Below are 24241 nucleotides of genomic sequence, written 5' to 3'. Positions count from 1 at the left end.
GGGCTGGTTGCTGCGTGGCGCGCTTTATTTATCTGTTTGCGTTGCTGGATGACTGATCCGCTGAGGTCGGTTTGCCAGTCAGGGGGGGCAATTCCGGCAGGGCCGCTTGCCAGCCGATGATGTGGCCCAACCGTGAACGGATGTTGCCAAGACTGGCGCCCCGTCGCCTTTGCAGGCGCACCAGCAGGCGCCAGCCCATCCTGAGCGCATCAGCCCGATCAAGGGGATCTTGCTGGAATACAGCCTGTTGTTGCTGCCAAGCCGGATCGGAACTAACACGGCTAAGTTCCAGCCAACCCCTCTTGGCCCGCAGATAGCGATAGGCCAGTACCCGCACGGTCCCCCACTGCCTGCACCAGATGGCGGCCCCATATTGCCAGCCGAGCGGGCGAGGGTGGTGACGGTAGTAACGGGCTATAGCCTGGAGCGCCAGCACCAGCAGGGCTACACCACCGGCTACTCCAAGCAACCGATGCCAGTAGGCCGCCAGCCAGGAGGCGGGAGTGTGGCGCACTTGCAGGGTCTGCCCAGGGAGTGTCAGGGTCTGCAGCTGGCCAGTCTGGCTGTTCCACCAGGCAAGCTCCAGCGCGGGCAGGGTCAACTCACCACCGCGCTGCACCATATAGGTAGTCTGATCTTCCCGTGTCGAGAGGTACTCCCCCCGCTCCTGGGCATCGTTCAGTCGGGCTTGCGCCGGATAGGCCTGTACCCGCCCATCGCTTGCAAGCGGAGTGATCAGCAGCGGGATCAGCACCGAGAGGGTATCCTGCCCGCTGGCGGTCACGGTGCGGGTGATAGCATCCCCCACCCGTAGCCCACCGTCAGCATGGTCATCCGCAGAGCGCTGCCAACGCTGGCTCAGGGTGAGATTGCTGGCGCTCAGCCAACGCCCGCCGACCGTTAGGGCTGGGTCGGGCAGAGCGGCGGCAAAACGCTGAGGGGGGGTGGTGAGGGTGATCTGCCGGGAGCCCCCTTCAGGGCGCGCCACGGTGGTCCGCACCGCGATGGCGGGGATCTCGAACTGGCCGGATTGCTGGGGATAGAGCGTCAGCTCCCAGCGCTGGTGCGACCAGGTTTCGCCATTGCGGCGCTGGGTGAAGTTGGTCGCCAGCTCGCTGCGCTGCTTGACCATAACCCCCGGCAGCTCGAACTGGCCGATGCGGGTACCCGCGGTAAACCAGCGGTTGGTGGCCAGCTCCAGATAGAGGGTGATCTGTTGGTTGACGGCATAGGGGCGCTTCTCCTCCCCCTGATCTTTCAGCCAGCTCTTGAGTGTCACCTGAGTGGCGTCAGTCGCATCAGCGGCCTCGGCAGCCTGTGCCTTGACCGTGAGCAGCACGGCCCCGAGCAGGGTAGCGGTCACCATATATCTGCACAGCCAGTGGCTGAGTTTATTGTGCCGGTTGCACATGGGTAGGCTCCTTGTGGGTGGCAGAACGAGGACGGGCGGTTGCGCCCTTTTGCTGCGCTTGTAGCTGGAGGCGGAATTTGGCTTGCAGGAAGTCACCGGGATCAGACTCCACCCGGCGCAGCCACTTTTCGGCCTGCGACGGATTGGCCAGGATCTGATCTGCGGTCAGGGTTTCGCGCGCCATCAGGGATGAAGCCACTGTCTCTTCCGCCCCGTCGGCACTGCGTGGCTCATCATCGGGCAGTTCACTGGAGTGATCAGGTCCATCCGGCGTGCCGGTCTGGCTCTGACTGGCGCGGTTGATCTCGTCAACAATCCCGCTCATCACCTGATAGTTGTGGGCGGCTGATTGACGCACGCTCGGGTCGCTGGCTTCGTCAGCCAGTTTCCGGAACAGCCGGCGGGCGGCCAGATACTCACGTTGTCTGGCGAGGGCATTGCCGGCATAGAGCAGAGCCTGTTCGGAGTCGGCTTGCAGGAATGCTGACTGGGCCAGCGCAAACTCGGCGCCATAGTAGTAGGCCACCCCCTTGTAGAAGGGATCTTCATAGTGTTTAGCCGCCTCCAGATAGTCCCCCTGCTGGAAGTACCACTGCCCCTGCTGATCCGGGGTGAGCCAGAGGTTGAACCACTGCTGCTTCAGCTCCTTTGCCCAGTGATTGATCGCAGGCTCTGTCGGCTCTGCGGGCGCCAGCGAGAAGGTGGTGGCCTGCGCAGGCGTCGTCTGTAGCAGGGAGAGACCGATGGCTGCCACCAGACCCCACTGCACCAGCCAGCCTTTGCGAAACCAGAGCAGCAGCAGGGCGACGACCGGAAAGAGCAGGTAGTAACCCATGTCCTGCCAGGGCATCAGGGAGTCGTTGTGGATCAAAAAGTTGCGTTCAATCCCCCGGTTGACGCGCTCTACGTCGCCATTATCCACCGTCATGGTGAGCAGGGTGCCATTGCTGTCACTGGCCAGTCGCCGTAGTGAGGCAAGCTCCAGCGGGCGTTTGCCACTCAGGGCCGGGTCGCCAGCGGCCAGGATCAGCAGCTGACGGGATTGACCACGGAAATAGTCAGCCAAGGGGGCGATGGCGGCGGGGCTGATGCCATCACTCACCAGCAAAACGGTGCTGCCTGTCTCATCGGCCAGAAGCTCGGTGAGCAGCGGGATCACCTGTTCGGTGCGCTTGCCCGCTTTAGGCATGATCTCGGGATGGATGGCGGCGAGGATAGGGTCATAGACGGCACTGTCACGAGTCAGCGGTATGGCGGTGTGGGCCGAGCCGGCAAAGACCACCAGCCCGTTGCGCCCGCCATCGCGGGTCGCCAGCAGATCGCTGATCTTCTGCTTGGCCCGCGTCAACCGGTTGGGGGCGATATCCGTTTCCAGCATGGAGTCGCTGTTATCGAGCAGGATCAGCAGGGCGCCCTGATCTTCGCCAAAGGGGGAGGGTTCACGGCTCCAGGTCGGCCCTGCGCAGATCAGGATGGCGAGCCCCATCAGCAGCCCCAGCACCTTGAGGGGCAGGTTCTTTTTCCAGCCGGTGTCCCCTAGCGTCAACGCCTCACGCAGATGTGGCGGCAGCCGCTGTTGCCAGCTGTTTGCTTCATTCATGCGCCAGCGCAGCAGCAGGATGGCGACAAGGGGGAGCAAGGCCAGCAGCCACCAGGGGCGCAGAAAGTGTGCATTCAGCCAGAGCTGTTGCCAGTAGAGAGGATCCATCATGGCGTGTCTCCTGAGAGAGCAGTGCGCAGGCGGTAGCGCCTGAGGGTCAACAGGGAAAAGAGAGTGAGATAGAGGCCGACGCTGACGGCGATGAGGTAATGTTGCAGGCTTTCGCGAGTCTGAAAGCGGGTGCTTTCGTAGCGTTGTGGCTCCAGCTCACCGATCACCTGATAGGCGCGCGTCAGCTGCGCCTCATCAAAAGCCTGAAACAACTGGCCGCCGGTCAGGGTCGCCAACTGTTGCAGGGTATCGAGATCGAGTGCCTGTTCGCCGACGGTGGCCGGATCCCCCATGGCGATAGTATGCAGCCGCACGCCGTTGACCGCGGCTACCCGGGCCGCATCCCGCGGGCTGACAAAACTGCCGGTGTCGTTGCCATCGGTAAGGATGATGGCGACTTTCTCCCGCTTGGCGCTGTTCTGGTCTTGTTGCCCGTGGCGATCATTGTTGTTGAACACTTTGATTGCCAGACCGATGGCATCCCCCAGATGGGTGCTCTGGCCAGCCATGGCGACATCGGTCTCCTGCAGCAGGGTTTGCCAGGTCTCGAGATCGGCGGTAAACGGCGCCTGAAGAAAGGCGGCATCCCCAAACAGGATGAGCCCGAGTCGATCTCCTTTGCGCGTTGCAGCAAATTGTTTAAGCACCTCTTTGGCGGCGTCGAGCCGACTGAGGGACTTGCCGGGGTCGGGGGAGAAGTCGGTCTCGGCCATGGAGCCGGAGAGATCCAGCACTATCATCACATCCCGCCCGAACCGCTCGCGCACCTGAGGCGGGCCATAGATGGTGGGCTTGGCCAGCGCCAGCACCGCTAACAGCCAAACGGTGATCAGGGCGATCCGCTGCCACCAGCTGGCAGTCAGCTCGGTTGCCCCCTCACGCGGCGGCTCATCCAGCAGATCGATCAGCAGATCGAAGAAGGGCACCTTGATGGCACTCTGCCGGGTGCGATAGGCCGGAATAAGGCGAAACACCAGCAACGGCAGGGGCAGCAGCCAGAAACAGTGGGGGTGGGCAAACTCGAGACCGGCATCAAGCATGATGGGCCTCCGTCGCCAACGAGGCTGTTTGTATTGGAGTCTGGTGGTGGGCAAGCCAGTCGTTGCAGAGGGAAACGAGGCAGAGCTGGTCACTGACGCTTAACACCACCTGATCACAGACCAGCGATACCAGCCAGCGCTCCCCCAGTTCGGTCGCGAAACGGGGCTGCCTATCAGCCATGGCATTGTCGAGGGTCTGCAGCAATGCCATGCCAAACAGCTTGCCGTGCCGGGGATCTAGGTGGGTCAACACCTGCTTGATCAGGTGAAACAGCGCCAGATTGGCCCCGGCATCAGACCAGTTGATCGTGCGCAGGGCCGCCTGCGCTTCACGGCGGTAACGCTGTTGCCACCAGCGCTGTGCCCGGTGATAGAGCCAGAGCAGCGCCAGCGCCCCCAGGCTCAGCGCCAGCAGCAGCCAGCCTGCGGTTTGCGGTTGCCAGCTGATGGGGGGGGGACGGTCACGTCCTGCAATTCGCGCAGCATATAGGTGCCGGGCAGCTTGTGGTTCATCAGTGATCTCCTCCCAATGCGGTAATGAGGCGGGCGAGGTGGTGGCCACCGGTGTCGAGGGTGATAAGCGGCAATCCCTTGAGGGCCATCAGTCGCAGTAGTTGATCTTTTTTCAGCTGCTGCTGGCGGGCTAGCCCCTGATCCAGCACAGGGATCTGGTGGGGAGCAATATTGAGCTGGTACTGGCCATCGCCGACCACCCAGCTGGCGTCTGCGGCTGTGGTCGACAGGGTCGACTCGAGGGGATCGGCGATGTGCAGTGCCAGCACATCGTTGTGCTGCTGCAAGTAACCGAGGCGGGTCAGGTCGGCCTCGGTTACTCCGGCCCAGTCGCTGAGAAAGATCAGGGTGGTATTTTTCAACTTGAGGCGGCCCAGCATCGCCAGCAGGGGGGCCAGACCGGTCGCCTCGCTGTCGCGGCTGGTGGCCGAGAGAGCATGATTGGCGGCACAGAGCTGGCGCAGCCCTGCCAACCAGTGGCCACGGGAGCGCTGGCCGCGCAGCCACGCCACGCCATCGCAGTGCAAAATGGCGAGCCCGATCCGATCGCTCTCTTTGAGAACTTGCCAGCCGAGCAGGGCAGCGACTTCGGCGGCCACCACCGACTTCATCACCTCCATCGAGGAGAAGAACATGCAACTGCGCTGATCAACGCAGAGGATCACGTGACGATCTTTCTCTTCGCTATAACTGCGCACATGGGGGCGGCCGGTGCGCAGGGTCACTTTCCAGTCCAGGGTACGAATATCATCCCCTTGCTGATAGTGGCGCAGCTCTTCAAAGTTGAGTCCACGGCCGCGAAAGCGTGACGGGTGACGGCCGCACAGCAGGTTGCCGCTGTTTAGTCGGGGCAGCAGTGAAAACTGGCCGACCAGCCCCTGAAGCCGGACCAGTGTCAGGTAGTCGCAGTGGATGCGGGGGTCACCACTGGGCGGTTGCCCGCCCTGTGTCAGCCTGTCATGGGATAAGGAGCGAGGTGTCATGGTATCGCTTACCCGATGACGACGTGATCGAGCAGAGTCATCACCACCTGCTGGTGATCCACCCCATCTGCCTGCGCGTCATAGCTGAGGGTAAAGCGGTGACCAAGCACGCTGGGCACCATGGCGCGCACATCGTCGGGCAGCACGTGGTTGCGCCCTTGCAGCCAGGCATAGGCGCGGGCGCACTTGTCCAGAGCAATAGATGCGCGGGGGCTGGCGCCGACCGCAATCCACTGTGGCAGCCCGGTGGCCGGGTAGCGATCGGGGTGTCGGGTCGCCATGACCAGCGCAATGATGTAGTGCTCCACCAGCGGTGAGACCGTCATGGCCGAGAGCTCTGATCTGGCCTGCAAGATGAGTTCAGGGGAGAGGGGAGCGAACCCCTCGTTCTGCTGGCGGGTTCCGCGCTCTTCGGCCCGCACCAGCCGAATGATGGCAAGCTCTGCCTCATCATCGGGGTAGGTGACCGAGACTTTGAGGGCAAAACGGTCCATCTGGGCTTCTGGCAGCGGGTAGGTACCCTCCTGCTCGATGGGGTTCTGGGTGGCCAACACCATAAAGAGCTCGGGCAGGCGATGGCTCTTGTCACCGACGGTGACGGTGCCTTCTGCCATCGCCTCCAGCAGCGCCGCTTGTACCTTGGCGGGGGCGCGGTTCACTTCATCGGCCAGTACGATGTTGTTGAAGATGGGGCCTGGCTGGAAACGCAACTGGTGGGCTCCGTCACGCTCCTGATACATCTCGGTGCCGGTCACATCGGAGGGGAGCAGATCGGGGGTGAACTGAATGCGGCCGAAGCTGGTATTGAGGGCTTCTGCCAGTGCCTTGACCGAGCGGGTCTTGGCGGTGCCGGGCAAACCTTCAAGGAGCACGTGGCTATTGGTCAGCAGGCCGATGACCAGGGCGCGGATCACATGGGACTGGCCGACCACACTGAGACCAACCTGTTCGATGAGTTGAGAGATCTGTTGTTGCAAGGGGTTCATAGGGTTTTCCACAGGGTACATTTAACGAGACAGAGATAGGGCTAGGAGGGGGCCAACGGCTTTTCAATTTCCAGCCGGCACGGGGCGAGCCGGCTGGAAATTGAAAACGCCCACCAGAGAGTGATGGGCGTTGGAGTCACCGCCTTACTTGATGGTGGCGACTTTTTGCTTGAGTGCTTCCAGCTCTGCCAGTTTGCCCTTGAGCATCAGGCTCTGGGAGCTAATGCTGGCAGGGTTCATCTGGAAGCTCTGCTGCATCGGGTAGTTGGGCAGAGTGTCGAAGAACTCTTTCAGGATCCCCTGTGCAGGTACGAATAGCCACATGTTGTCTGCCATCCAGCGCAGATACATGCCTGACTCATGCGGTGCCTTCTCGAACGGATCAGCGCGCAGGTTGATGATCTGCGGCCAGTTCGGAGTCACACGCGCCGCGTCGGTGATGTTGCCCTCCATGGTGGCAAAGTTAAGCTTGAAGTCATTCCAGCGCACGGCGTTGAGTTCGCCGTTTGAGGAGAAGTAGAGCATGGAGTTGCGTGGGGAGGTGTCGGCTTTTCCGGCGAGGTACGGCATGAAGTTGTAACCGTCCAGTTTCACCCGCCACTGTTTGCCGTTGGCCTTGTAGCCCTTGGCCAGCTTCTCTTTCACATCCGGTACACCGGCAGCGGCCAACAGGGTCGGCATCCAGTCCTGATGGGCCATCATGGCGTTGACCTTGGTGCCTGGCTTGATCACGCCCGGCCAGCGAACCAGTTGCGGAACCCGCATCCCGCCTTCCCATGTGGTGCCTTTTTCGCCGTAGAATGGGGTGGTGCCGCCATCCGGCCAGCTGACGGTCTCGGCGCCGTTGTCAGTGGTGTAGATCACGATGGTGTTGTCGGCGACCCCCAGCTCGTCCAGTTTGTCGAGCAGGATCCCCACCTGATCATCGTGCTCCAGCATGCCATCGGCATAGATGCTGACACCGGATTTACCCTGATACTTCTCTTGCAGACGGGTCCAGACGTGCATGCGGGTGGCGTTGTGCCAGATGAAGAAGGGCTTCTTGGCCTTGACTGCTTTCTCCATGAACGCCAGCGAAGACTCGAGGAACTCTTCGTCAGCATGTTCCATGCGCTTGCGGGTCATGGGGCCGGTATCTTCAATCTTGCCGTCGGCAGAAGATTTGATGACGCCGCGTGGGCCGAACTTCTTCTTGAACTCCGGATCTTTCGGGTAGTAGTAGGTTTCCGGTTCTTCTTCTGCATTCAGGTGATAGAGGTTTCCGAAGAACTCGTCGAAGCCGTGCTTGGTCGGCAGGTGCTGGTTCTGATCGCCCAAATGGTTCTTGCCGAACTGAGCCGTCATGTAACCTTGCTCTTTGAGCAGATCACCGATGGTGGGTGCCCAATCCGGAATGCCGTGGGTGGATCCGGGCATGCCGATGGTCAGCAGACCGGTACGGAATGGCTCTTCACCGGTAATGAATGCGGCACGGCCGGCGGTGCAGGATTGCTGACCGTAGTGATCGGTAAAGAGGGCCCCTTCATTGGCGATCCTGTCCAGGTTCGGGGTCTGGTAGCCCATCATCCCCTGGTTGTAGGCACTGATGTTCCAGTAGCCGATGTCATCGCCCATGATGGCAAGAATATTGGGCTTGGCGGCTGCTGTGGCACTACCAGCGGTGGCCATTAAGGCAAGGCTCATGGCTATTTTGTTTATTTGAATGGCCATTATTGGCTCCACTCCTAATCTGATGTGAATTGGTACACAAAATGGGCGATGAAAGCAGCGTGCGTTTAACTCGGTGGAAATATCATCCCGTGCAGGCTGTTGGAGGGGATGGAATACCCGGATGGGCACATTCCCCTTTATCGCTGTCGTTATGACCAGCAAAGAGTGATATGACCTGCATAGCCCGAGTTAACCGCCGCTTGGAAATCAGCTTTCAACAGTTTCACTCTATAAATCCCGTTTATCCTTGTCGCCTTATAGCGAATATAACCGCTGGTTATCCGATATTTTTTCTCCAACCCTTTGGTCGCAGGCTATCGGGTGGGCTCGAGCGAGCATGGGAAGCTGTGTCCAGAAAGCGTGAGGTGTCTACCGTTATCGATGGCGACAAGGCGAATAAATGGGTGATGGAGTTCACAGTTCGGTTAATTAATTTTGGGATGGTGGTAGTTATGGGCGTTGTGGTGTGCCTTTATTCAAAATTATTACTGGCAAACCGAGCACTCTTTAATTCTGATGAAGTCATAATTAAGTAAAGTTGGGGTGTTGATTGTTTCGCTCAGATATGAGTTTTTAAAACTGCTCACAATCTCTACGCGAGATTTAAAAAGTCTGCTCGCATATTTTTGAACGGATACATATGACTTGAATGGGAGTGGCCAAATAAATTCAGCTGTGATCTTTGTCTTTTAAAGGTGCCAGGGTCATAAATGCCTATAAAAACAAGGTAAAAGGTTCGGCTATTGACTAAGTTGATAGAAGGCGAAGCATAAAACAGCGCCAGTTTGATACGACAACATCGCATGGGACCCGGATCATGGACAGAGCGCAGGGCGTAGCCCCTTTTTCGTTGCAAGTGGATCTAAGGCAGGTGGTGTATGCCCTGTCAGCCTCGCTGGATCTGGTGGGCATTGGCGATGTGGCCCACGGAAAACGGGTCGGGATTATGGCTGCCGAGTGCAGCCGGGAGCTGGGGATGAGTGAGGCCGAACGCTGTCTGCTGTTCGAGTTGGGGGTGCTGCATGATATCGGTGTCTCCTCGACCATCACCCATCACCATCTGGTCAGCGAGTTCGATTGGGAGTCCTCCCAGCGCCACTGCGAGGTGGGATATCAGCTGCTCAAGGATTTCCGTTTGCTGGCCCCACTGGCCCTGCCTATCCGTTATCACCACACCCACTGGCACCTGCTGCGCGAGATGGCCGATGTGGACCCCAATGTAGCCCGTCAGGCCAACCTTATCTTTCTGGTGGATCGCTGCGATGCGTTGGCGGCGCCCTACTATGGTGATGGTTCATTGTTGATGCATACCAACGAGATCCGCGCACGCCTGCAGGATTTCCGTGACGAGTTCTTTGCCCCCGAGCTGGTGGATGCCTTCCTCAAGGCGTCTCGCTCTGAGGCATTCTGGCTGCAGCTGGAAGCCCGCTCCATCAATGATTACATGCTGGAGATGCTGCAGGTGCGGGAGCCTTGCCTGACCTTCAACGGGGAGCTAAAAGCGCTGGCGCAGATCTTCTCCGGCATTGTCGACGCCAAAAGCCCATTCACGATGACGCATTCGCTCGGTGTGAGCAGGTTGTCTCGGGCACTGGCAGAATTGATGGGAGTCAGTGCCATCCATTGTGACATGCTGGAGATCGCCGGTTTGCTGCATGATCTGGGCAAGCTCAGGGTGCCGGACGAGATCCTCGACAAGCCTGCCAGCCTGACGAAAGAGGAGCGGGCCATCATCAATACCCACAGCTTCGAGACTTACCAGATCCTGCGCCACATCGAAGGGTTTGAGGAGATTGCCTGCTGGGCGGCCTATCACCATGAGGAGCCTGACGGTGAGGGCTATCCGTTCCACCTGCCGGCATCCGCCATGGCGCTCGAAGCGCGGATCCTGCGGGTCGCTGATATTTTTCAGGCAATGGTGCAGGACAGACCTTATCGCCGCGGTCTGCCGGCTCGTGACGCATTGACCTTTATGCAGCAACTGGCGGATCAGGGGCGGGTCGATCCTGCGGTGGTGGCGGTGCTGGCCGATCACCTGCCGCAGATGATGATGGCAGCCATTCCGGATCGCGAGCCGGATCATGCCATCAATTGAGGGAGAGGCTGGCCGCTGACTCATACCGCCGCGAGCCAGCTATGCTTGGAACAAGCCGAGCATGGTGCCGGTACCGGCGCACAAGACGCCAGCTTGATGGACTACCGTAGGGGAGCAGATATGGAATCGCTAAAAGCCAAGGATTATATGCAGAGCAGACCCATCACTTTCACTGCCGACATGATGGTGCAAGCTGCGGTCGAGAAATTTCTGAACAGTCATCAGCTCGGTGGCCCGGTGGTGGATGGGCAGGGCCATCTGATTGGCTGGATCTCCGAGCAGGATTGCATCGCAGTGCTGCTTAAGGAGGCCTATCACTGCGAACAGGTGGCGCAGGTCAAGGATGTGATGCGCAAGGAGGTGTTGTCGGTGGGACCCGATACCAGCATTTTGAGCCTGGCGGAGATGATGATGGGGCAAAAGCCGAAGATCTATCCGGTAGTGGAGGAGGGGCGTCTGCTCGGGGTTATCAATCGCCACAACGTCATGCAGGCCATTCATGCCCAGCTCACCACCTGTTTTGTCCATCACACCCACGGTTAACCCTGTTTTTCTCTCTCCCAAGGCAAGCTTCGGCTTGCCTTGGCTATTTCATATGCTGCCATTTATTCATGTTATGCCATCTTACAATGATTGTTCTGTCATGTTTGGGGATTGGCCAATCTCTCTGTCTTCCCATATATAACGCTACGTTATGGCTTGCACCGTTCCCGCTCGCTCTTTAGGATCGCTCCCAGCTTATCGATATGGCCCCTCTGGGCACCTATTTAAGGAATTCGTACCTTGTCTCTCTCTATCGAGGCGCTGCGCCGCCGTCTCTCTGCCTGCATGAACCTCGACGCCCGTCGCCTTTCCAGCCGTCTGCACGGGGTCAAGAAGCTGCCTGAAGGCAAACAGGCTGCCGTGCTGGAGACCATCGCTGCCGATCTGGATGCCGCGCAAGCGCGCTATCAAACCCGTCTGGCCGGAGTACCCAAGGTGACTTATCCGGACAACCTGCCGGTTAGCCAGAAGCAGGCTGAGATCGCCAAGGCTATTCAAGAACATCAAGTGGTGATCATTGCAGGGGAAACAGGCTCGGGCAAAACCACCCAGATCCCCAAGATCTGTCTGGCGCTCGGGCGCGGGGTGAAGGGCTTTATCGGCCACACCCAGCCACGCCGTTTGGCAGCCCGCACCGTCGCGGCCCGTATTGCCGAGGAGATGGAGTCCGAGCTTGGCCACTACGTGGGTTACAAGGTGCGCTTTACCGATCAGGTGAGCGAGCAGACCCACATCAAGCTGATGACCGACGGTATTCTGCTGGCGGAGATCCAGAACGACCGGATGCTCACCCAGTACGACACCATCATCATCGATGAGGCCCACGAGCGCAGCCTCAATATCGACTTCATTCTGGGTTATCTCAAGCAGCTGTTGCCCAAGCGCCCCGATCTCAAGGTGATCATCACCTCGGCCACCATCGACCCGCAACGTTTCTCCCGCCATTTCAACAAGGCGCCGGTGATCGAGGTCTCCGGCCGCACTTACCCGGTGGAGGTGCGCTACCGCCCGCTCACCAGTGATAAAAGTGAAGGACTGGAAGAGCGTGACGAGCTGCAGGGGATCTTCGATGCGGTGGAAGAGCTGGCCCGCGAAGGGCTGGGGGACATTCTCATCTTCATGAACGGCGAGCGGGAGATCCGCGATACCGCCGATGCCCTGCGCAAGCTTAATCTGCGCGATACCGAGGTGCTGCCGCTCTACGCCCGTCTTTCCAACGCCGAGCAGAACAAGGTGTTCCAGCCCCATGCTGGGCGACGCATCGTGCTCGCCACCAACGTGGCGGAGACATCGCTGACGGTGCCGGGCATTCGTTACGTCATTGACCCGGGCACCGCCCGCATCAGTCGTTACTCCTGGCGTACCAAGGTGCAGCGCCTGCCCATCGAGCCGGTCTCCCAGGCCAGTGCCAACCAGCGTAAAGGGCGTTGCGGTCGGGTGGCGGACGGCATCTGTATCCGCCTCTACTCGGAGGAGGATTTCAATAGCCGTCCCGCCTTTACCGACCCCGAGATCCTGCGCACCAACCTGGCCTCCGTCATCCTGCAGATGCTGGCGCTCGGCCTTGGCAACATGGAGGCGTTTCCCTTCGTCGAGCCACCAGAGTCCCGCCATATCAAGGATGGCCTGACTCTCTTGAAAGAGCTGGAGGCGGTGCGCGAGCTGCCCGCCACCGGCGAGCGCGAAGCCAAGTTGCAGCTGACCGAGACCGGTCGCCAGCTCTCGCGCATCCCCCTTGATCCGCGTCTGGCGAAGATGGTGATCAGCGCGGCGCAGACTGGCTGCCTGAGTGAGGTGATGGTGATCACCGCAGCCCTCAGCATTCAGGATCCCCGCGAGCGGCCCATGGAGAAGAAGCAGGCCGCCGACGAACAGCACAGACGCTTTGAGGACAAGGATTCCGACTTCCTCGCCTTCGTCAATCTGTGGAACTACCTGAAAGAGCAGCAGGATGCCCTTGGCAGCAACCCGTTCCGCCGCATGTGCCAGAAGGAGTTTCTCTCCTATCTGCGGGTGCGCGAATGGCAGGACATCCATTTCCAGCTGCGCCAGACGGTCAAGGAGCTTGGTTTTAAAGCCAACCATGAACCTGCAGATTTCAAGACGGTGCACTGCGCGCTGCTGACCGGCCTCTTGAGCCACATCGGCAACAAGGATCTGGAAAAGCCCGAATTCCTCGGCGCCCGCAATGGCCGTTTCCACCTGTTCCCGGCCTCGGGTCTGTTCAAGAAGCCGCCCAAGTGGGTGATGGCCGCAGAATTGGTGGAGACCTCGCGCCTCTACGCTCGCATCAATGCCAAGATTGAGCCCGAGTGGGTGGAGCCGCTGGCAGGCCACCTCATCAAGCTGCACCACAGCGACCCACATTGGTCGAAGAAAAACGGCGCTGTAATGGCCAAGGAGAAGGTGACCCTCTATGGTCTGACCCTGGTCAACGAGCGCACCATCAACTTCAGCCGTATCGATCCGGCGCTGTGCCGCGAGCTGTTTATCCGCCGCGCTCTGGTGGAGGGGGATTTCGAGACCCGTCACCGTTTCTTCAGCGATAACCGCAAGCTCCTGGCCGAGGTAGAGGCGCTGGAGCACAAATCCCGTCGTCGCGACATTCTGGTGGATGATGAGGACTTGTTCCGCTTCTACGATGCCCGCTTGCCGGAGGAGGTGATCTCCGCTCGCCATTTCGACAAGTGGTGGAAAGAGGCGCAACAGCGGGACGCCGAGCTGCTCAACTTCGAAAAAGAGATGCTGATGAAGGGAGATGCCGCCCACATCAGCGATCTCGACTACCCCAACTTCTGGCAGCAGGGGCGCCTCAAGCTCAAGCTGACCTATCAGTTCGAGCCGGGGGAGGCCGCCGATGGCGTGACCCTGCATATTCCGCTGCCGCTCCTGAATCAGGTGGAGGTGAAGGGGTTCGAGTGGCTGATCCCGGGTCTGCGTCATGAGCTGTTGGTGGCTCTCATCAAGTCGATGCCAAAGCCGATGCGCAAGAACTTCGTGCCGGCGCCGAACTATGCCGATGCACTGCTCGCTAGTATCAACCCCGAACAGGGGCCGCTGCTTGATGAGATGGAACGCCAGCTGCGCCGAATGACTGGTGTGACCGTGCCCCGTGAGTCCTGGGACTGGAATGCGGTACCCGATCACCTGAAACTCACCTTCCGGGTGGTGGACGACAAGCACAAGAAGGTGGCGGAAGGTAAAGATCTGGAGGCCTTGAAAGAGTCGCTGCGCGGCAAGGTGCAGGAGACCCTGTCACAAGTGGCGGACGATGATATCGAGCAGTCCGGTCTCACCCTGTGGAGCTTTGGCGAGCTGCCGCAGGAGTACAGTCAGAAGCGGGGCGGGTTCGAGGTGAAGGCCTATCCGGCCTTGGTGGATCAGAAGGATTCGGTCGCCATCCAGTTGGTGGAGAGCCCGGTGGTGCAGCAGCAGCTGATGTGGGCCGGTCAGCGTCGGCTGGTGCTGCTCAACGTACCATCACCCATCAAGTATCTGCAGGAGAAGCTGCCCAACAAGGCCAAGCTGGGGCTCTATTTCAACCCGTTTGGCAAGGTGGCGGAGCTTATCGATGACTGCATTGCCTGCGGTTGTGACAAGCTCATCGAGCAGCACGGGGGCATGGCTTGGGACGAGGCCGGTTTCGAGGCGCTCAAGGAGTATGTCCGCGCCGAGCTCAACGATGCGGTGGTGGAGGTGGCCAAGCAGGTGGAAGCCGTGCTGACCCTCTCCCATGAGATCAAAAAACGGCTCAAGGGCAAGATGCAGCTCGACACCGCCTTTGCCATGTCGGATATCCAGCAGCAGCTCGGCAACCTTATCCACAAGGGCTTTGTCACCGAGACCGGCTGGCAGCGGCTGCCGGACCTCTTGCGTTACCTGCGGGCCATCGAGCGTCGCCTGGAGAAGCTGGCCATCGATCCCAACCGGGATCGGGTCTACATGCTCAAGGTGCACAGCGTGGAGTCGGAGTACAAGGCGCTGCTCGCCAAGATCCCCAAATCCCAGCTGATCCCGGCCGAGGTGGTCAATATCCGCTGGATGATTGAGGAGCTGCGGGTGTCGTTCTTTGCCCAGAATCTGGGGACCCCTTATCCGGTCTCCGATAAACGGGTGCTTAACGCCATCGCTCAGTGCTAAGCTGCTATCTAACTGTTTTAACAGCATGATAGCGGGTGATGAGAAGGGGTTGCCGGTCAGGTAGCCCCTTCAAACCGCAAATCAGGGAGGCAAGGATGCTGGGGATCTGGTTGAGTGTGGCGCAGGTGGTGATCAGCGGTTATCAACCCATCGCGGAACAAACCTGGGTGCAGTTGAACCCGGAATATTACCCGCTGGCTCGCACGCCGCCTGCGATGTTTGTGGCTTGGCGTGGCAATCAGTTTCCGCCGCTGGCCCAAAAGCAGAAGCACGGTCGCTGGCAGATCCTCTTTCCAGCCCGACTGGTGCCTCCCTTCGATCTGTTCGAGGGGGAGGCGCAGCTCTCCAAAACCTATCTGGCAAGGCTGCGGCGCATCGACGAGATGGCTTACGGGGTCGCCCCCAGGCAGGCTGTTGCGGCTGGTGCAATCATGCAGCAGGGGAGTGGTTCCTCTGATTATCACGCGCAACCTGTCGCGCCCTTTATTGCCGAGTTCCGCACACCCCAAGACGCGTTCGGTGGTGTTGATATGCCCAGCGACCCCGACGAGAGCGAACCTCTACTGGTTCAGCTGGGTGTGACCTTTCGCACTGCGGGGATGAGTGGTGCCCAAGGGGATGAGGGAGTAGCGAGCGCCGATATGGCGCTCGCCAGCCACACGGCTAGCTTATCCGCAGGCAGTGACGTCATGCTTACCCTCTCGGCTCCTGCGGCCGGCGGTCCACAAACCGTGTGTCATCAGGTCGCCGCAGGGGAGACCCTGTGGCGCATTGCCAACCAGTTATCCAGCGCCCGGGGAGCCGATACCTACAGCTATTTGCTGGCGCTGGTGGCAGAGAATCAGCAACGGCTTGGCAAGAGCATTCGGGTCAGAACGGGGGAGGGACTCTACTGCCCGCGCGCCGAGACCCTGGCGCGGTTTGATGCCCTGAGCCCAGCCCAGCGTCAGCAGCAATTCGCCCGGTTGGAGCAGGGGCGCTAAATGCAGAGTCGGTACCTTGTATCCGAATTTGGCCCGTGGTAGTATTCGCGCTCGTTTTGCGAGGTGCTGACCGGTCGCAGTTAGCACCATAAATTCATCCAAAAGAGATACATACTATGTCTTTCGTATTCCAAGCTGAAGTCCGTTCTGACCTGGGGAAAGGTGCGAGCCGCCGCCTGCGTCAAGCTGACCAAGTTCCTGCCATCGTTTACGGTGCAGGCAAAGAAGCCCTGTCCATCACTGTTGACCACAAGAAAATGATCCTGGCTCAAGAGAAGCCGGAATTCTATGAGTCTGTACTGACTCTGGTTATCAACGGTGAAGAAGTTAACGTAAAAGTGAAAGCTATCCAGCGTCACCCGGTACGTTACAAGCTGATCCACCTGGACTTCGTTCGCGTTTAATAGCGAACCGTCAGGTTGAAGAAAAGCCACTCTCAGGAGTGGCTTTTTGCTATCTGGCATCTTGTGACAGGCTGAAAGGACTTTACCTGATAAGCCAGCAATGCGGTTATCCCAGCTGGCTAAGGGCTTGCTGGCAGCGCTGCTCGGCGGCATCCAGCTCCAGCAGCACCATCCTGATATCTTCCATCTGCTGTTGCAGTGTCTCCCGTTTCTCCTCAACCAGTCCCAGCATGGTCTGTAACTGGGTGCGGCTGCTCTTGTCGGCATCATAGAGATCAAACAACTCGCGGATCTCGGCGAGGCTGAACCCGAGCCGCTTGCCGCGCAGGGTGAGCTTGAGGCGAACCCGATCCTGCTTGCTGTAAATGCGGGTCTGTCCCTCTCGGGCGGGATTGAGCAACCCCTGATCCTCGTAGAAACGGATACTGCGCGTCGTAATATCAAATTCCCGGGCCAGCTCACTGATGCTGAAGCGCCGTCCTTCATCCTTGTTGTTCATACAGACTTCTTGGCGAACTAAATCCTGTGTGCACCTTACCTAAACGTAAACTGCACTGCAACTCTTGTTCCATTGCGTCAGAACCCCTATGTTATGGCCATGTAACAAAGAGAGGCAGGCAAATGGATATTGCAATTGTGGCGGCAAAACGGACTCCGATGGGGGCGTTTCAGGGGGCATTGGCAGAGGTAACTGCGCCTGAGTTGGGTGCCGGTGCCATCGAGGCGGCACTGCAGCAAAGTGGGCTGCGTCCGGAGCAGGTCGATGAAGTGTTTATGGGCAATGTGCTGGCGGCGGGCGTGGGGCAAGCGCCAGCCCGGCAGGCGTTGTTGAAAGCAGGGTTGCCAGATAGTGTGCCTGCTACCACGGTCAACAAGGTGTGCGGATCCGGCATGAAAGCAGTGATGCTGGCGGCAGATACCATCCGCCTTGGTGACAACAGGGTGGTGGTCGCGGGGGGGATGGAGAGCATGAGCCGTGCCCCCTATCTGCTGGATAACGCCCGTAGCGGCTTTCGGATGGGGCATCAAAAGGTGCTGGACCACCTATTCCTCGACGGTTTGCAAGATGCCTATGATGGCCAGCTGATGGGGATACATGCCCAGTGCAGCGCCGATCAGGCCGGTTTGACCCGCACTGCCATGGATGAGTTTGCCCTGGCGTCATTGCAGCGGGCCCGCGATGCGCAGCAAGCCGGCGCGTTTGCATCCGAGCTGGCAAGTGTCTATCGCGATGATCGCTTGTTGCTGGCCGAAGACGAGCAGCCCGGCAAGGGCAAACCGGAGAAGATCCCGACCCTGAAGCCAGCGTTTGGCAAGGAGGGCACCATTACGGCAGCCAATTCGAGCTCTATCTCGGACGGTGCGGCGGCGCTGATATTGATGGATGGCGCCACGGCGCAAGCCTGGCAGGTACCAGTGCTGGCACGGATCGTCGGTTATCAGAGCCATGCGGCATTGCCCGCCGAGTTTACCTCTGCGCCCATTGGCGCCATTTCACGCTTACTGGCGCGTCTTGCATGGTCGGTGGAAGAGGTGGATCTATTCGAGATCAACGAGGCCTTCGCCATGGTCACCATGCTGGCCATGAGAGGGGTCGGCATCCCTCATCACAAGGTCAATGTGCATGGTGGGGCCTGTGCACTCGGTCATCCGTTGGGGGCGAGTGGCGCGCGCATTTTGGTGACGCTGATCGCCGCGCTGCGGCAACGGGGTCTGCAGCGAGGCGTAGCAGCGCTCTGTATCGGGGGCGGGGAGGCGACCGCTATCGCGGTCGAAGTGAATGATGAGGCGAATTAATTGGTGGCTTCCATCGCCAGCAGTTGTTCCGTGACCCAGGTGGTGGCGGCCAGATAGAGGTGACTCACCTTATCCTCGCTCAGCCCCAGGCGGGCTGTTCTGGCCGTGACCCGTGACCAGTTGGCGCTTTCGTAATCTTCACAAAACGCGAGGTAGAAACCCAGATTGCCTTTGCGCTCCAGCAGCGCCAGCCGAATATCGTCGATGAGAGGGATAGTGCCGAGCAGCTTGTCCATCGGCTGCTCCATCAGTACATCCAGCAGGGAGAAGAGACCGGTGATAAAGGCTTGTTGTGCCTGCTGGCTCGGAGCGTGGGCGTGGGCCAGCAGTTCACAGAATCGGGCACGGATCATCGACATCTGGTAGAGCTCGGCGCTCTTGCCCTTGCCGGCGCTGGTCGCGGCTACCAGCGAAACAAAGCGCTTTAGTTGGGTGTTTCCCAGATAGATGGCAGCCTGGCGAAATGACGAAATAGGGTTGGTGTGACCTTTGAGATGGTTGACATAGCGCAACAGCTTGAGAGAGAGGGAGATATCCTGACCGAGTAGCTGCTCAATCTTGTTGATATCAGGCTCTGCCTCGTTGACCACGTTGAGCAACTGCATCACCACGACTTGCGCTGGCTCCATGGTGGCTTGCTTGACCATCTCGGGTCTGCTGAAGAAAAAGCCCTGGAACAGCTGGATCCCCAGCTGTTTGACCCGCTCGAACTCCGCCTTGTCCTCTACTTTTTCCGCCAGATAGGTGAGCCCCAGCGTCTGATGCCGCTGGATAAACACTTTGATCTGCATCAGGGGGGTGGCACGAAGATCAAACTTGATGATGTGGATAAAGGGGAGGAAGCGCTCCCAATCCGGCGACATGGTGAAGTCATCGAGTGCCAGTTGATATCCCAGCTTGTGCAACTGTTTCACCTTTTCCAGCAGGGCATCATCCGGTGGGGAATCTTCCAGGATCTCAATCACCACTTTTTCGGGCGGCAGGCACTCTGCCAATCCCTCCAGCAGCAGTGAGTGGGGGAAGTTGATAAAGCAGGGGCGGCCGCCCAAGAGCTGATCGATATTTTGTTGCAGGAACTGTTCGACCACCAGGCGTGACGTCGCCTGTTGGGAGGAGATGCTCGGGAAGACATTATTCAGACTATCGCGAAAGAGCAGCTCATAGGCATGAGTTTTGAGGTCTCTGTCGAGGATCGGCTGTCTTGCTACGTAGGAATACATGCCTTGCTCCAGTAAAGGTACTGGGTTGATTTTATGGTGTTGCAGAACACTATGCCAGTGTTCACCTTATTGAGTAAGGCAATAATTGGCATAGCGTTTTTTTGCAGGGAAGGAATTTAGAAGAGATAGCTCAATTGTGCACCAGCCAGCCAGGCATCCCCTTCAGAAGTGCCCTGGAAGGTGGAGGTCGTCATCGGATTACCCGGTTGCAGCTCCGTTTTTTCAGTGACATCCACCTTTTTGCCATCGATCAGGGTCAGCCCCAGATCCACGGTCAGGTTGGGCGTGAACTGATACCCCATTCCCAGGCTGTACCAGAGGCGATCGGCATCCGGGATGGAAATGGTACGACGATCGGCTGGCACCGGGCTGGCGTCATAGGCCACACCGGAGCGCAGTTGCCATTTAGGAGTGACCTGATAGGTCATACCGATGGCGTAGCGCCAGCTATCTTCCCAGTGCTCGTCCTTGATGTGCATGTTCTGCAAATTGTTGAGATCAGCTTCCAACTGAACGAATTTGCTCCAGTTGGTCCAGTTCAGGCTGCCGTGGAAAGCCAGCTTGTCAGTCAGCTGATGGAACGCCGCCAACTCTGCCGTCGCTGGCAACGGCAGATCCAGACTACCGGTATCTCTGATCTCGGTAACGGAGCCATCTGCATTGGGTCGGCCCACGATAGCATCTCCCGAGAGGGTCAAAGTGACATCGTGACGGTAGGAGAGGCCAATTCGGGTTTGTTCGGACAACTCCAGCAAGGTGCCGACATTCCAGCCCCATGCCCAGCCATCCCCTTGCAAATGTTTTGCGATCAGGTTGCGAGAAGGGAAGGTGCCACCGACTTCACCTTCGCCCTGAATAGCAGAGATCCCGGCACCAATTGACCACATCTCATTGATGCGATAGGCGAGTGAGGTACCCAGATCCATGGTCTTGATATCGGAGACATTGCCAAAGTGTCCCGCGCTGTAGTTATCCGGCATCTTGACGCCAAGGCCGTAGTAAGAGGTTGCCGAGAAGCCTAGTCGCCACTGCTCATTGAGTGGAATGATGAGATAGGCGTTGGGTACCCAGGCTGCGGCGGCGATATCGTGTGCACTGGCATCGGAGGTGACGATACCGGCTTTGGTCGGCAAGCGGGTGTTGCCTTCAATATTGACGTCAGGACTGACATAGATGACTCCGCCAGAGAGCGCCATCTGATCGAAGCGGGTCATGGCTGCTGCATTGCGGGAGAGTACACTGGCGTTATCCGCGATGGCTGCCTCACCGGCAAAGGCGCGTCCCAGTCCTGTAGCGGACTGTTCAGCCAATTGGAACCCGGCGGCATGGGTCTGACCCGCGATCACCAGCAGGGCGATGGCGGACGGTTTGATGATGGGATGCATGGCAAAATCCTTGCTGTTACCCGAAGGTTCAATCGGTCATATGAATGGAGGCAGGATTTTATATGGTATGACCAGTAAGGCAACGGTAATGGCCAGTATCTGGATAAAACAAGATTAAATGCTGGGATGATGCACTCTAATAGCTTGATTGGAAAAGAAAAATAAACACGTGTGTGCTACATGTGTGCGCTGAAATCTAAGTTATGGATAAAAAAAGAGCGCCTGGCGGCGCTCTTTCCATTCTATCAATAATCAGAACTTCATGTTGAACTGGGCAGAAGCTAGGAAGGCGTTGCCGTGGGAAGTTCCTTTCCAACGCAGGCTGTCGGAGTGGCTACGCAGACCTTCGTTGACGTCAACTTCTTTACCGTCCAGATAAGCCATACCAAAGTCAACGCTCATATCGGTGTTGATATGGTAGGTGGCACCGGCGCTGTACCAGATACGGTCTGAGTCGGGAATGCTCAGGCTACGGTATTCGGCTTCGATCGGGGTGTTGTCATAGGCAAAGCCCATGCGAGCTTCCCATGCTGGGTTGATATACCAGGTACCGCCGATGGAGTAGCGAGTAGAATCTTTGAACTTCTCATCTTTTTGCAGACATACGCCGCCAGCACATTGGCTGCTGGTTGCTTTCAGCTCCTGGAAGGCGCTCCAGTCAGTCCAGTTTACAGAGTAATGAACAGCAAACTGCGGGCTCAGGCGATGGTAACCAGCGAACTCGGCTTGTGCAGGCAGATCCAGCTTCAGGTTGCCATCCACGGTGCGATTCAGTGAGCTTGCACCTTGGAAATCACCGTCAAAGCTCATATCGACTTGTGAACGGTAGGTCAGTGCAAAGCGATGGTTTTCATTGACTTCATACAGGGTACCAACGTTCCAGCCAAAGCCCCAGGTGTCGCCTTTCAAGTGAGCCATACGAGTATCTTTCGGCAGCGGGCCACCTTGGCTAGGTGGGTTCAGCGGGCCCAGCAGACCGGCATAGCGGTTGAGTTCGGCGGCACCGTAAACGGCGTTGATACCAGCACCGACACTGAAGTGTTCGTTGACACGATAGGCAATGTTCGGGTTGATATTGAAGGTCATCAACTCGGTATCACCAGCACCGGCACCAGCCGGGAAGGTTTTGGAGTATTCGGTGGAGAGACCGTAGTTGGAGAAGATGCCAATACCCCAAGCCCACTGGTCATTCAGCGGCTGAATAAAGTAGGAGGCGGGAACGAAGGCTGCCGGAGCAATGCCACTTTCGCTGGCTGGAGCCATTTTGTTCGCGCCAGCGTAAACAGCACCATCCACATCGACATCCGGTTTGATGTAGGTGCCGGAGACAGAAACTGCCATCTTGTCGAAGGTGGTCATGGCGGCCGGGTTACGGGCCAGAACAGAGGCGTTGTCGGCGATAGCCGCTTCACCGGCATAGGCGCGACCCAGACCGGAGGCCGAGTGCTCGTTCAACTGGAATGCCGCGGCATGGACTTGACCGGTGGCCAGCGCGATGGTGGCGGCAATCAGGCTCTTCTTGAAAATAGTTGTCGTCATGGTGTTCTCTCTTGTAGGCAGATTTTTTTGCCGATATTGGCTGCACGTTCAATGCAAACCTCGACAAAATCCGTTTTTATTTCAGCTTCTTCCCAATCAATTCTGGCGTGATTCTATGGATCTGGTAGGAGGTAAGAAATCAGACCAGTGACAGCAGAATACATAAAAGTGATCGATGTGTTAATCATTTGTTTTAACTTGCTGTTTAATTCATCATTTTGAGGGTGTAAAGGTGGATTATTGACCTGGATTGCCGATCTCCGTCACAAAAAAATTTTGTCAATTTTTCGAAATCTTGAGGCAAATGAGTGACAAAGGGGAGTAAACAGGGGGGGAACAGGCAGCGGCTCGTGACCGCCGCCTGCTATTGAGGATGGATCTGAGGTTGTTAACCAGCGATGTTAAATGTCCCACTGCAGACGTGACTGCAGGGCGTTGGCAACGGGGGCAAGTGGCTCTCTCATCTCGCCAATCAGTACCATATTGGCGCCTTTGAGCTGGACAATCTCTCCTTTGAGGGTGCCATCTTCAAAGGTGGCCTGTTGCAGGGTTAATGGCACATGTTTGGGCACTAAAAAGAGAGTGACTGGCCCCATCTTTCCCTGGATCACCATGTGCAAGGCTGGTCCCTGATAAAACGAGCAGTGATTGACATAGGTCACCTTGAGCCCATCCATCCCGCTTAAGGTGGCGCCATACTTCTCCATCTTGGCATTGATGTTATGCAGATTGACCTGCTCATCGACACCTTCAATAAAGGGTTCTTCGCCATAGACATGAGCCATCGCCACCTGTGCGAGGGAGAGGGCCGCAGGAGCCGTTTCTGGCAGCGTGATCCAGCGGGTACTCATTCCCAGCAGGAAGGCGACCGATGCAGCCAAGGCGAGCTGGCGCCAGGATGTCGATGTTCGGAGCTTGACTGGCGCCGTGCCAAGGGGGCGGGATGGCGGCATCTCATCTTGCGCGTCACTGTCTTGCAGCATGGCTTGCCTGAGCAGGATCCGTTCGGCCAGTCCGGCGGGAACCTCTACCTGCATGGCGCGCTTGAGGCTTCTGTCGAACTGCTTCATCTCGTCGAGATAGTTCCGATTGGCCTGGCTGGCTTCAGCGGCTTTGAGAAAATCCGGCAGTTTATCGTTGGGCTGGATCATGGCGTTGCGGCGAAATTCGAGTTCATCCATGTCCGTGTCCTCTTGCTTGGTTCTTCTGCTCCATCGCCTCCTTGATCTGGTTGCGGGCGCGAAACAGTCGAGTCATGACGGTGTTCTTGTTGAGGCCGAGCATCTCGGCAATCTCCTCACCACTGAATCCTCCCACGACTTGCAGCAGCAGTGGCTCCTGGTACTCCTCGGGCAACCGGGCGATGTGACGGTGCAACCACTCGTTCTCCATTTCCTGTTCGCTGTGCAGCGCATCGTGCTGGGGCTGAGGGTGATCGTCGAGATCCACCAGCTCCAGCTGTTTGCGTTCAAAGCGGCGGGCGTTCTCCCGTCTGAGGATGGTGATCAGCCACCCTTTGGCCGCCTTGTCATCCTGCAGGGTGTCGATAGCCTTCCAGGCACGCAGGAAGGTCTCTTGCACCAGATCTTCCGCCACGTTGGGATCCCGGGTCAGCCAGTAGGCATACCGATAGAGATCGCCATGCAGCGCATGAACCAGTGCTTCAAATTTGGTTTGTTTGTCAGCCATGGGATCAGAGACCGGCGAAGTGGCCGGATCATTTCCACCAATATGCTGCTGAGCACGTTTTTTTCTAAAAAACAGCAGTGCCATAGGGCAAT

19 protein-coding genes are annotated in these 24241 nt (G+C 58.3%); 6 read left to right on the top strand and 13 right to left on the bottom strand.

Annotated features, from left to right (window positions below; all coding sequences use genetic code 11):
• Positions 1-28: 28 nt before the first annotated feature.
• The 7 genes from OKC43_RS09355 to OKC43_RS09325 all read right to left on the bottom strand — a co-directional run bounded on the left by OKC43_RS09355 (position 29) and on the right by OKC43_RS09325 (position 8327).
• Positions 29-1366 (bottom strand): BatD family protein, encoded by a 1338-nt coding sequence (locus OKC43_RS09355; protein WP_270658609.1) that lies wholly within the window; start codon positions 1364-1366, stop codon positions 29-31.
• Between the two features lie 25 nt (positions 1367-1391).
• A complete protein-coding gene (locus OKC43_RS09350; RefSeq protein WP_236272537.1) occupies positions 1392-3122 on the bottom strand; it encodes a VWA domain-containing protein in 1731 nt (576 codons plus the stop codon).
• Positions 3119-4162 (bottom strand): vWA domain-containing protein, encoded by a 1044-nt coding sequence (locus tag OKC43_RS09345; protein WP_236272536.1) that lies wholly within the window; start codon positions 4160-4162, stop codon positions 3119-3121. The genes OKC43_RS09350 and OKC43_RS09345 overlap by 4 nt, the downstream gene beginning before the upstream one ends.
• Positions 4155-4724, bottom strand: coding sequence for a DUF4381 family protein (locus OKC43_RS09340; protein WP_270804008.1), 570 nt, complete (start codon positions 4722-4724; stop codon positions 4155-4157). The genes OKC43_RS09345 and OKC43_RS09340 overlap by 8 nt, the downstream gene beginning before the upstream one ends.
• Entirely contained in the window at positions 4675-5658 is a 984-nt protein-coding gene (locus tag OKC43_RS09335) for a DUF58 domain-containing protein (protein WP_236272535.1), read from the bottom strand. The genes OKC43_RS09340 and OKC43_RS09335 overlap by 50 nt, the downstream gene beginning before the upstream one ends.
• Positions 5659-5666: 8 nt before the next feature.
• Complete coding sequence (locus OKC43_RS09330) at positions 5667-6644, bottom strand: AAA family ATPase (protein ID WP_236272534.1); 978 nt, start codon at positions 6642-6644, stop codon at positions 5667-5669.
• Positions 6645-6788: 144 nt separating this feature from the next.
• Positions 6789-8327 (bottom strand): arylsulfatase, encoded by a 1539-nt coding sequence (locus OKC43_RS09325; RefSeq protein WP_224970042.1) that lies wholly within the window; start codon positions 8325-8327, stop codon positions 6789-6791.
• 844 nt (positions 8328-9171) lie between these two features.
• On the opposite strand from OKC43_RS09325, the gene OKC43_RS09320 reads away from it, so the two are divergent.
• From OKC43_RS09320 to rplY, 5 genes are all read left to right on the top strand, one after another.
• Positions 9172-10449, top strand: a complete 1278-nt coding sequence (locus OKC43_RS09320; protein ID WP_101530673.1) for an HD-GYP domain-containing protein — start codon at positions 9172-9174, stop codon at positions 10447-10449.
• A gap of 120 nt (positions 10450-10569) precedes the next feature.
• The gene (locus tag OKC43_RS09315) at positions 10570-10992 is read left to right on the top strand and encodes a CBS domain-containing protein (RefSeq protein WP_005333273.1); all 423 of its coding nucleotides are present in this window, start codon (positions 10570-10572) and stop codon (positions 10990-10992) included.
• 240 nt (positions 10993-11232) lie between these two features.
• The gene (gene hrpA, locus OKC43_RS09310; RefSeq protein WP_236272533.1) at positions 11233-15132 is read left to right on the top strand and encodes an ATP-dependent RNA helicase HrpA; all 3900 of its coding nucleotides are present in this window, start codon (positions 11233-11235) and stop codon (positions 15130-15132) included.
• 95 nt (positions 15133-15227) lie between these two features.
• Complete coding sequence (locus tag OKC43_RS09305; protein WP_088869008.1) at positions 15228-16115, top strand: hypothetical protein; 888 nt, start codon at positions 15228-15230, stop codon at positions 16113-16115.
• A gap of 116 nt (positions 16116-16231) precedes the next feature.
• The gene (gene rplY / locus OKC43_RS09300) at positions 16232-16519 is read left to right on the top strand and encodes a 50S ribosomal protein L25 (protein ID WP_005333252.1); all 288 of its coding nucleotides are present in this window, start codon (positions 16232-16234) and stop codon (positions 16517-16519) included.
• Positions 16520-16625: 106 nt separating this feature from the next.
• Here the strand turns inward: rplY and OKC43_RS09295 are convergent, their stop codons facing one another.
• Positions 16626-17018: a MerR family transcriptional regulator gene (locus OKC43_RS09295; protein WP_005360322.1), complete on the bottom strand. Its 393-nt coding sequence runs from the start codon at positions 17016-17018 to the stop codon at positions 16626-16628.
• 122 nt (positions 17019-17140) lie between these two features.
• Here OKC43_RS09295 and OKC43_RS09290 point away from each other — a divergent pair, with 122 nt between their 5' ends.
• On the top strand, positions 17141-18316 hold the full coding sequence (locus OKC43_RS09290) for a thiolase family protein (RefSeq protein ID WP_236271500.1): 1176 nt from the start codon (positions 17141-17143) through the stop codon (positions 18314-18316).
• Here OKC43_RS09290 and OKC43_RS09285 read toward each other — a convergent pair.
• From OKC43_RS09285 to OKC43_RS09265, 5 genes are all read right to left on the bottom strand, one after another.
• A complete protein-coding gene (locus OKC43_RS09285) occupies positions 18313-19536 on the bottom strand; it encodes an EAL and HDOD domain-containing protein (protein ID WP_005333249.1) in 1224 nt (407 codons plus the stop codon). The genes OKC43_RS09290 and OKC43_RS09285 overlap by 4 nt on opposite strands.
• Positions 19537-19652: 116 nt before the next feature.
• Positions 19653-20921, bottom strand: a complete 1269-nt coding sequence (locus OKC43_RS09280) for an OmpP1/FadL family transporter (RefSeq protein WP_236271499.1) — start codon at positions 20919-20921, stop codon at positions 19653-19655.
• Positions 20922-21173: 252 nt separating this feature from the next.
• Positions 21174-22460, bottom strand: coding sequence for an outer membrane protein transport protein (locus OKC43_RS09275; protein WP_236271498.1), 1287 nt, complete (start codon positions 22458-22460; stop codon positions 21174-21176).
• 401 nt (positions 22461-22861) lie between these two features.
• The gene (locus OKC43_RS09270; RefSeq protein ID WP_139402312.1) at positions 22862-23641 is read right to left on the bottom strand and encodes a DUF3379 domain-containing protein; all 780 of its coding nucleotides are present in this window, start codon (positions 23639-23641) and stop codon (positions 22862-22864) included.
• Positions 23634-24233: a sigma-70 family RNA polymerase sigma factor gene (locus tag OKC43_RS09265; protein ID WP_005333245.1), complete on the bottom strand. Its 600-nt coding sequence runs from the start codon at positions 24231-24233 to the stop codon at positions 23634-23636. Before OKC43_RS09265 ends, OKC43_RS09270 begins: the two co-directional genes overlap by 8 nt.
• Between the last annotated feature and the right edge of the window lie 8 nt (positions 24234-24241).

The sequence above is a fragment of the Aeromonas sp. Y289-2 genome (genome assembly GCF_027705925.1).
Lineage (GTDB): Bacteria > Pseudomonadota > Gammaproteobacteria > Enterobacterales > Aeromonadaceae > Aeromonas > Aeromonas veronii.
The sequence above is the reverse complement of the archived record's forward strand: the minus strand, read 5'-3'. Positions and strand labels throughout refer to the sequence as shown.

Coding starts and splice junctions, on each gene's coding strand:
- OKC43_RS09305 (WP_088869008.1), top strand. CDS start 15,228: ATGCTGGGGATCTGGTTGAGTGTGGCGCAGGTGGTGATCAGCGGTTAT.
- OKC43_RS09285 (WP_005333249.1), bottom strand. CDS start 19,536: ATGTATTCCTACGTAGCAAGACAGCCGATCCTCGACAGAGACCTCAAA.
- OKC43_RS09355 (WP_270658609.1), bottom strand. CDS start 1,366: ATGGTGACCGCTACCCTGCTCGGGGCCGTGCTGCTCACGGTCAAGGCA.
- OKC43_RS09325 (WP_224970042.1), bottom strand. CDS start 8,327: ATGAGCCTTGCCTTAATGGCCACCGCTGGTAGTGCCACAGCAGCCGCC.
- OKC43_RS09345 (WP_236272536.1), bottom strand. CDS start 4,162: ATGCTTGATGCCGGTCTCGAGTTTGCCCACCCCCACTGTTTCTGGCTG.
- OKC43_RS09350 (WP_236272537.1), bottom strand. CDS start 3,122: ATGATGGATCCTCTCTACTGGCAACAGCTCTGGCTGAATGCACACTTT.
- OKC43_RS09270 (WP_139402312.1), bottom strand. CDS start 23,641: ATGGATGAACTCGAATTTCGCCGCAACGCCATGATCCAGCCCAACGAT.
- OKC43_RS09315 (WP_005333273.1), top strand. CDS start 10,570: ATGGAATCGCTAAAAGCCAAGGATTATATGCAGAGCAGACCCATCACT.
- OKC43_RS09335 (WP_236272535.1), bottom strand. CDS start 5,658: ATGACACCTCGCTCCTTATCCCATGACAGGCTGACACAGGGCGGGCAA.
- OKC43_RS09290 (WP_236271500.1), top strand. CDS start 17,141: ATGGATATTGCAATTGTGGCGGCAAAACGGACTCCGATGGGGGCGTTT.
- rplY (WP_005333252.1), top strand. CDS start 16,232: ATGTCTTTCGTATTCCAAGCTGAAGTCCGTTCTGACCTGGGGAAAGGT.
- OKC43_RS09280 (WP_236271499.1), bottom strand. CDS start 20,921: ATGCATCCCATCATCAAACCGTCCGCCATCGCCCTGCTGGTGATCGCG.
- OKC43_RS09330 (WP_236272534.1), bottom strand. CDS start 6,644: ATGAACCCCTTGCAACAACAGATCTCTCAACTCATCGAACAGGTTGGT.
- OKC43_RS09275 (WP_236271498.1), bottom strand. CDS start 22,460: ATGACGACAACTATTTTCAAGAAGAGCCTGATTGCCGCCACCATCGCG.
- OKC43_RS09295 (WP_005360322.1), bottom strand. CDS start 17,018: ATGAACAACAAGGATGAAGGACGGCGCTTCAGCATCAGTGAGCTGGCC.
- OKC43_RS09320 (WP_101530673.1), top strand. CDS start 9,172: ATGGACAGAGCGCAGGGCGTAGCCCCTTTTTCGTTGCAAGTGGATCTA.
- OKC43_RS09265 (WP_005333245.1), bottom strand. CDS start 24,233: ATGGCACTGCTGTTTTTTAGAAAAAAACGTGCTCAGCAGCATATTGGT.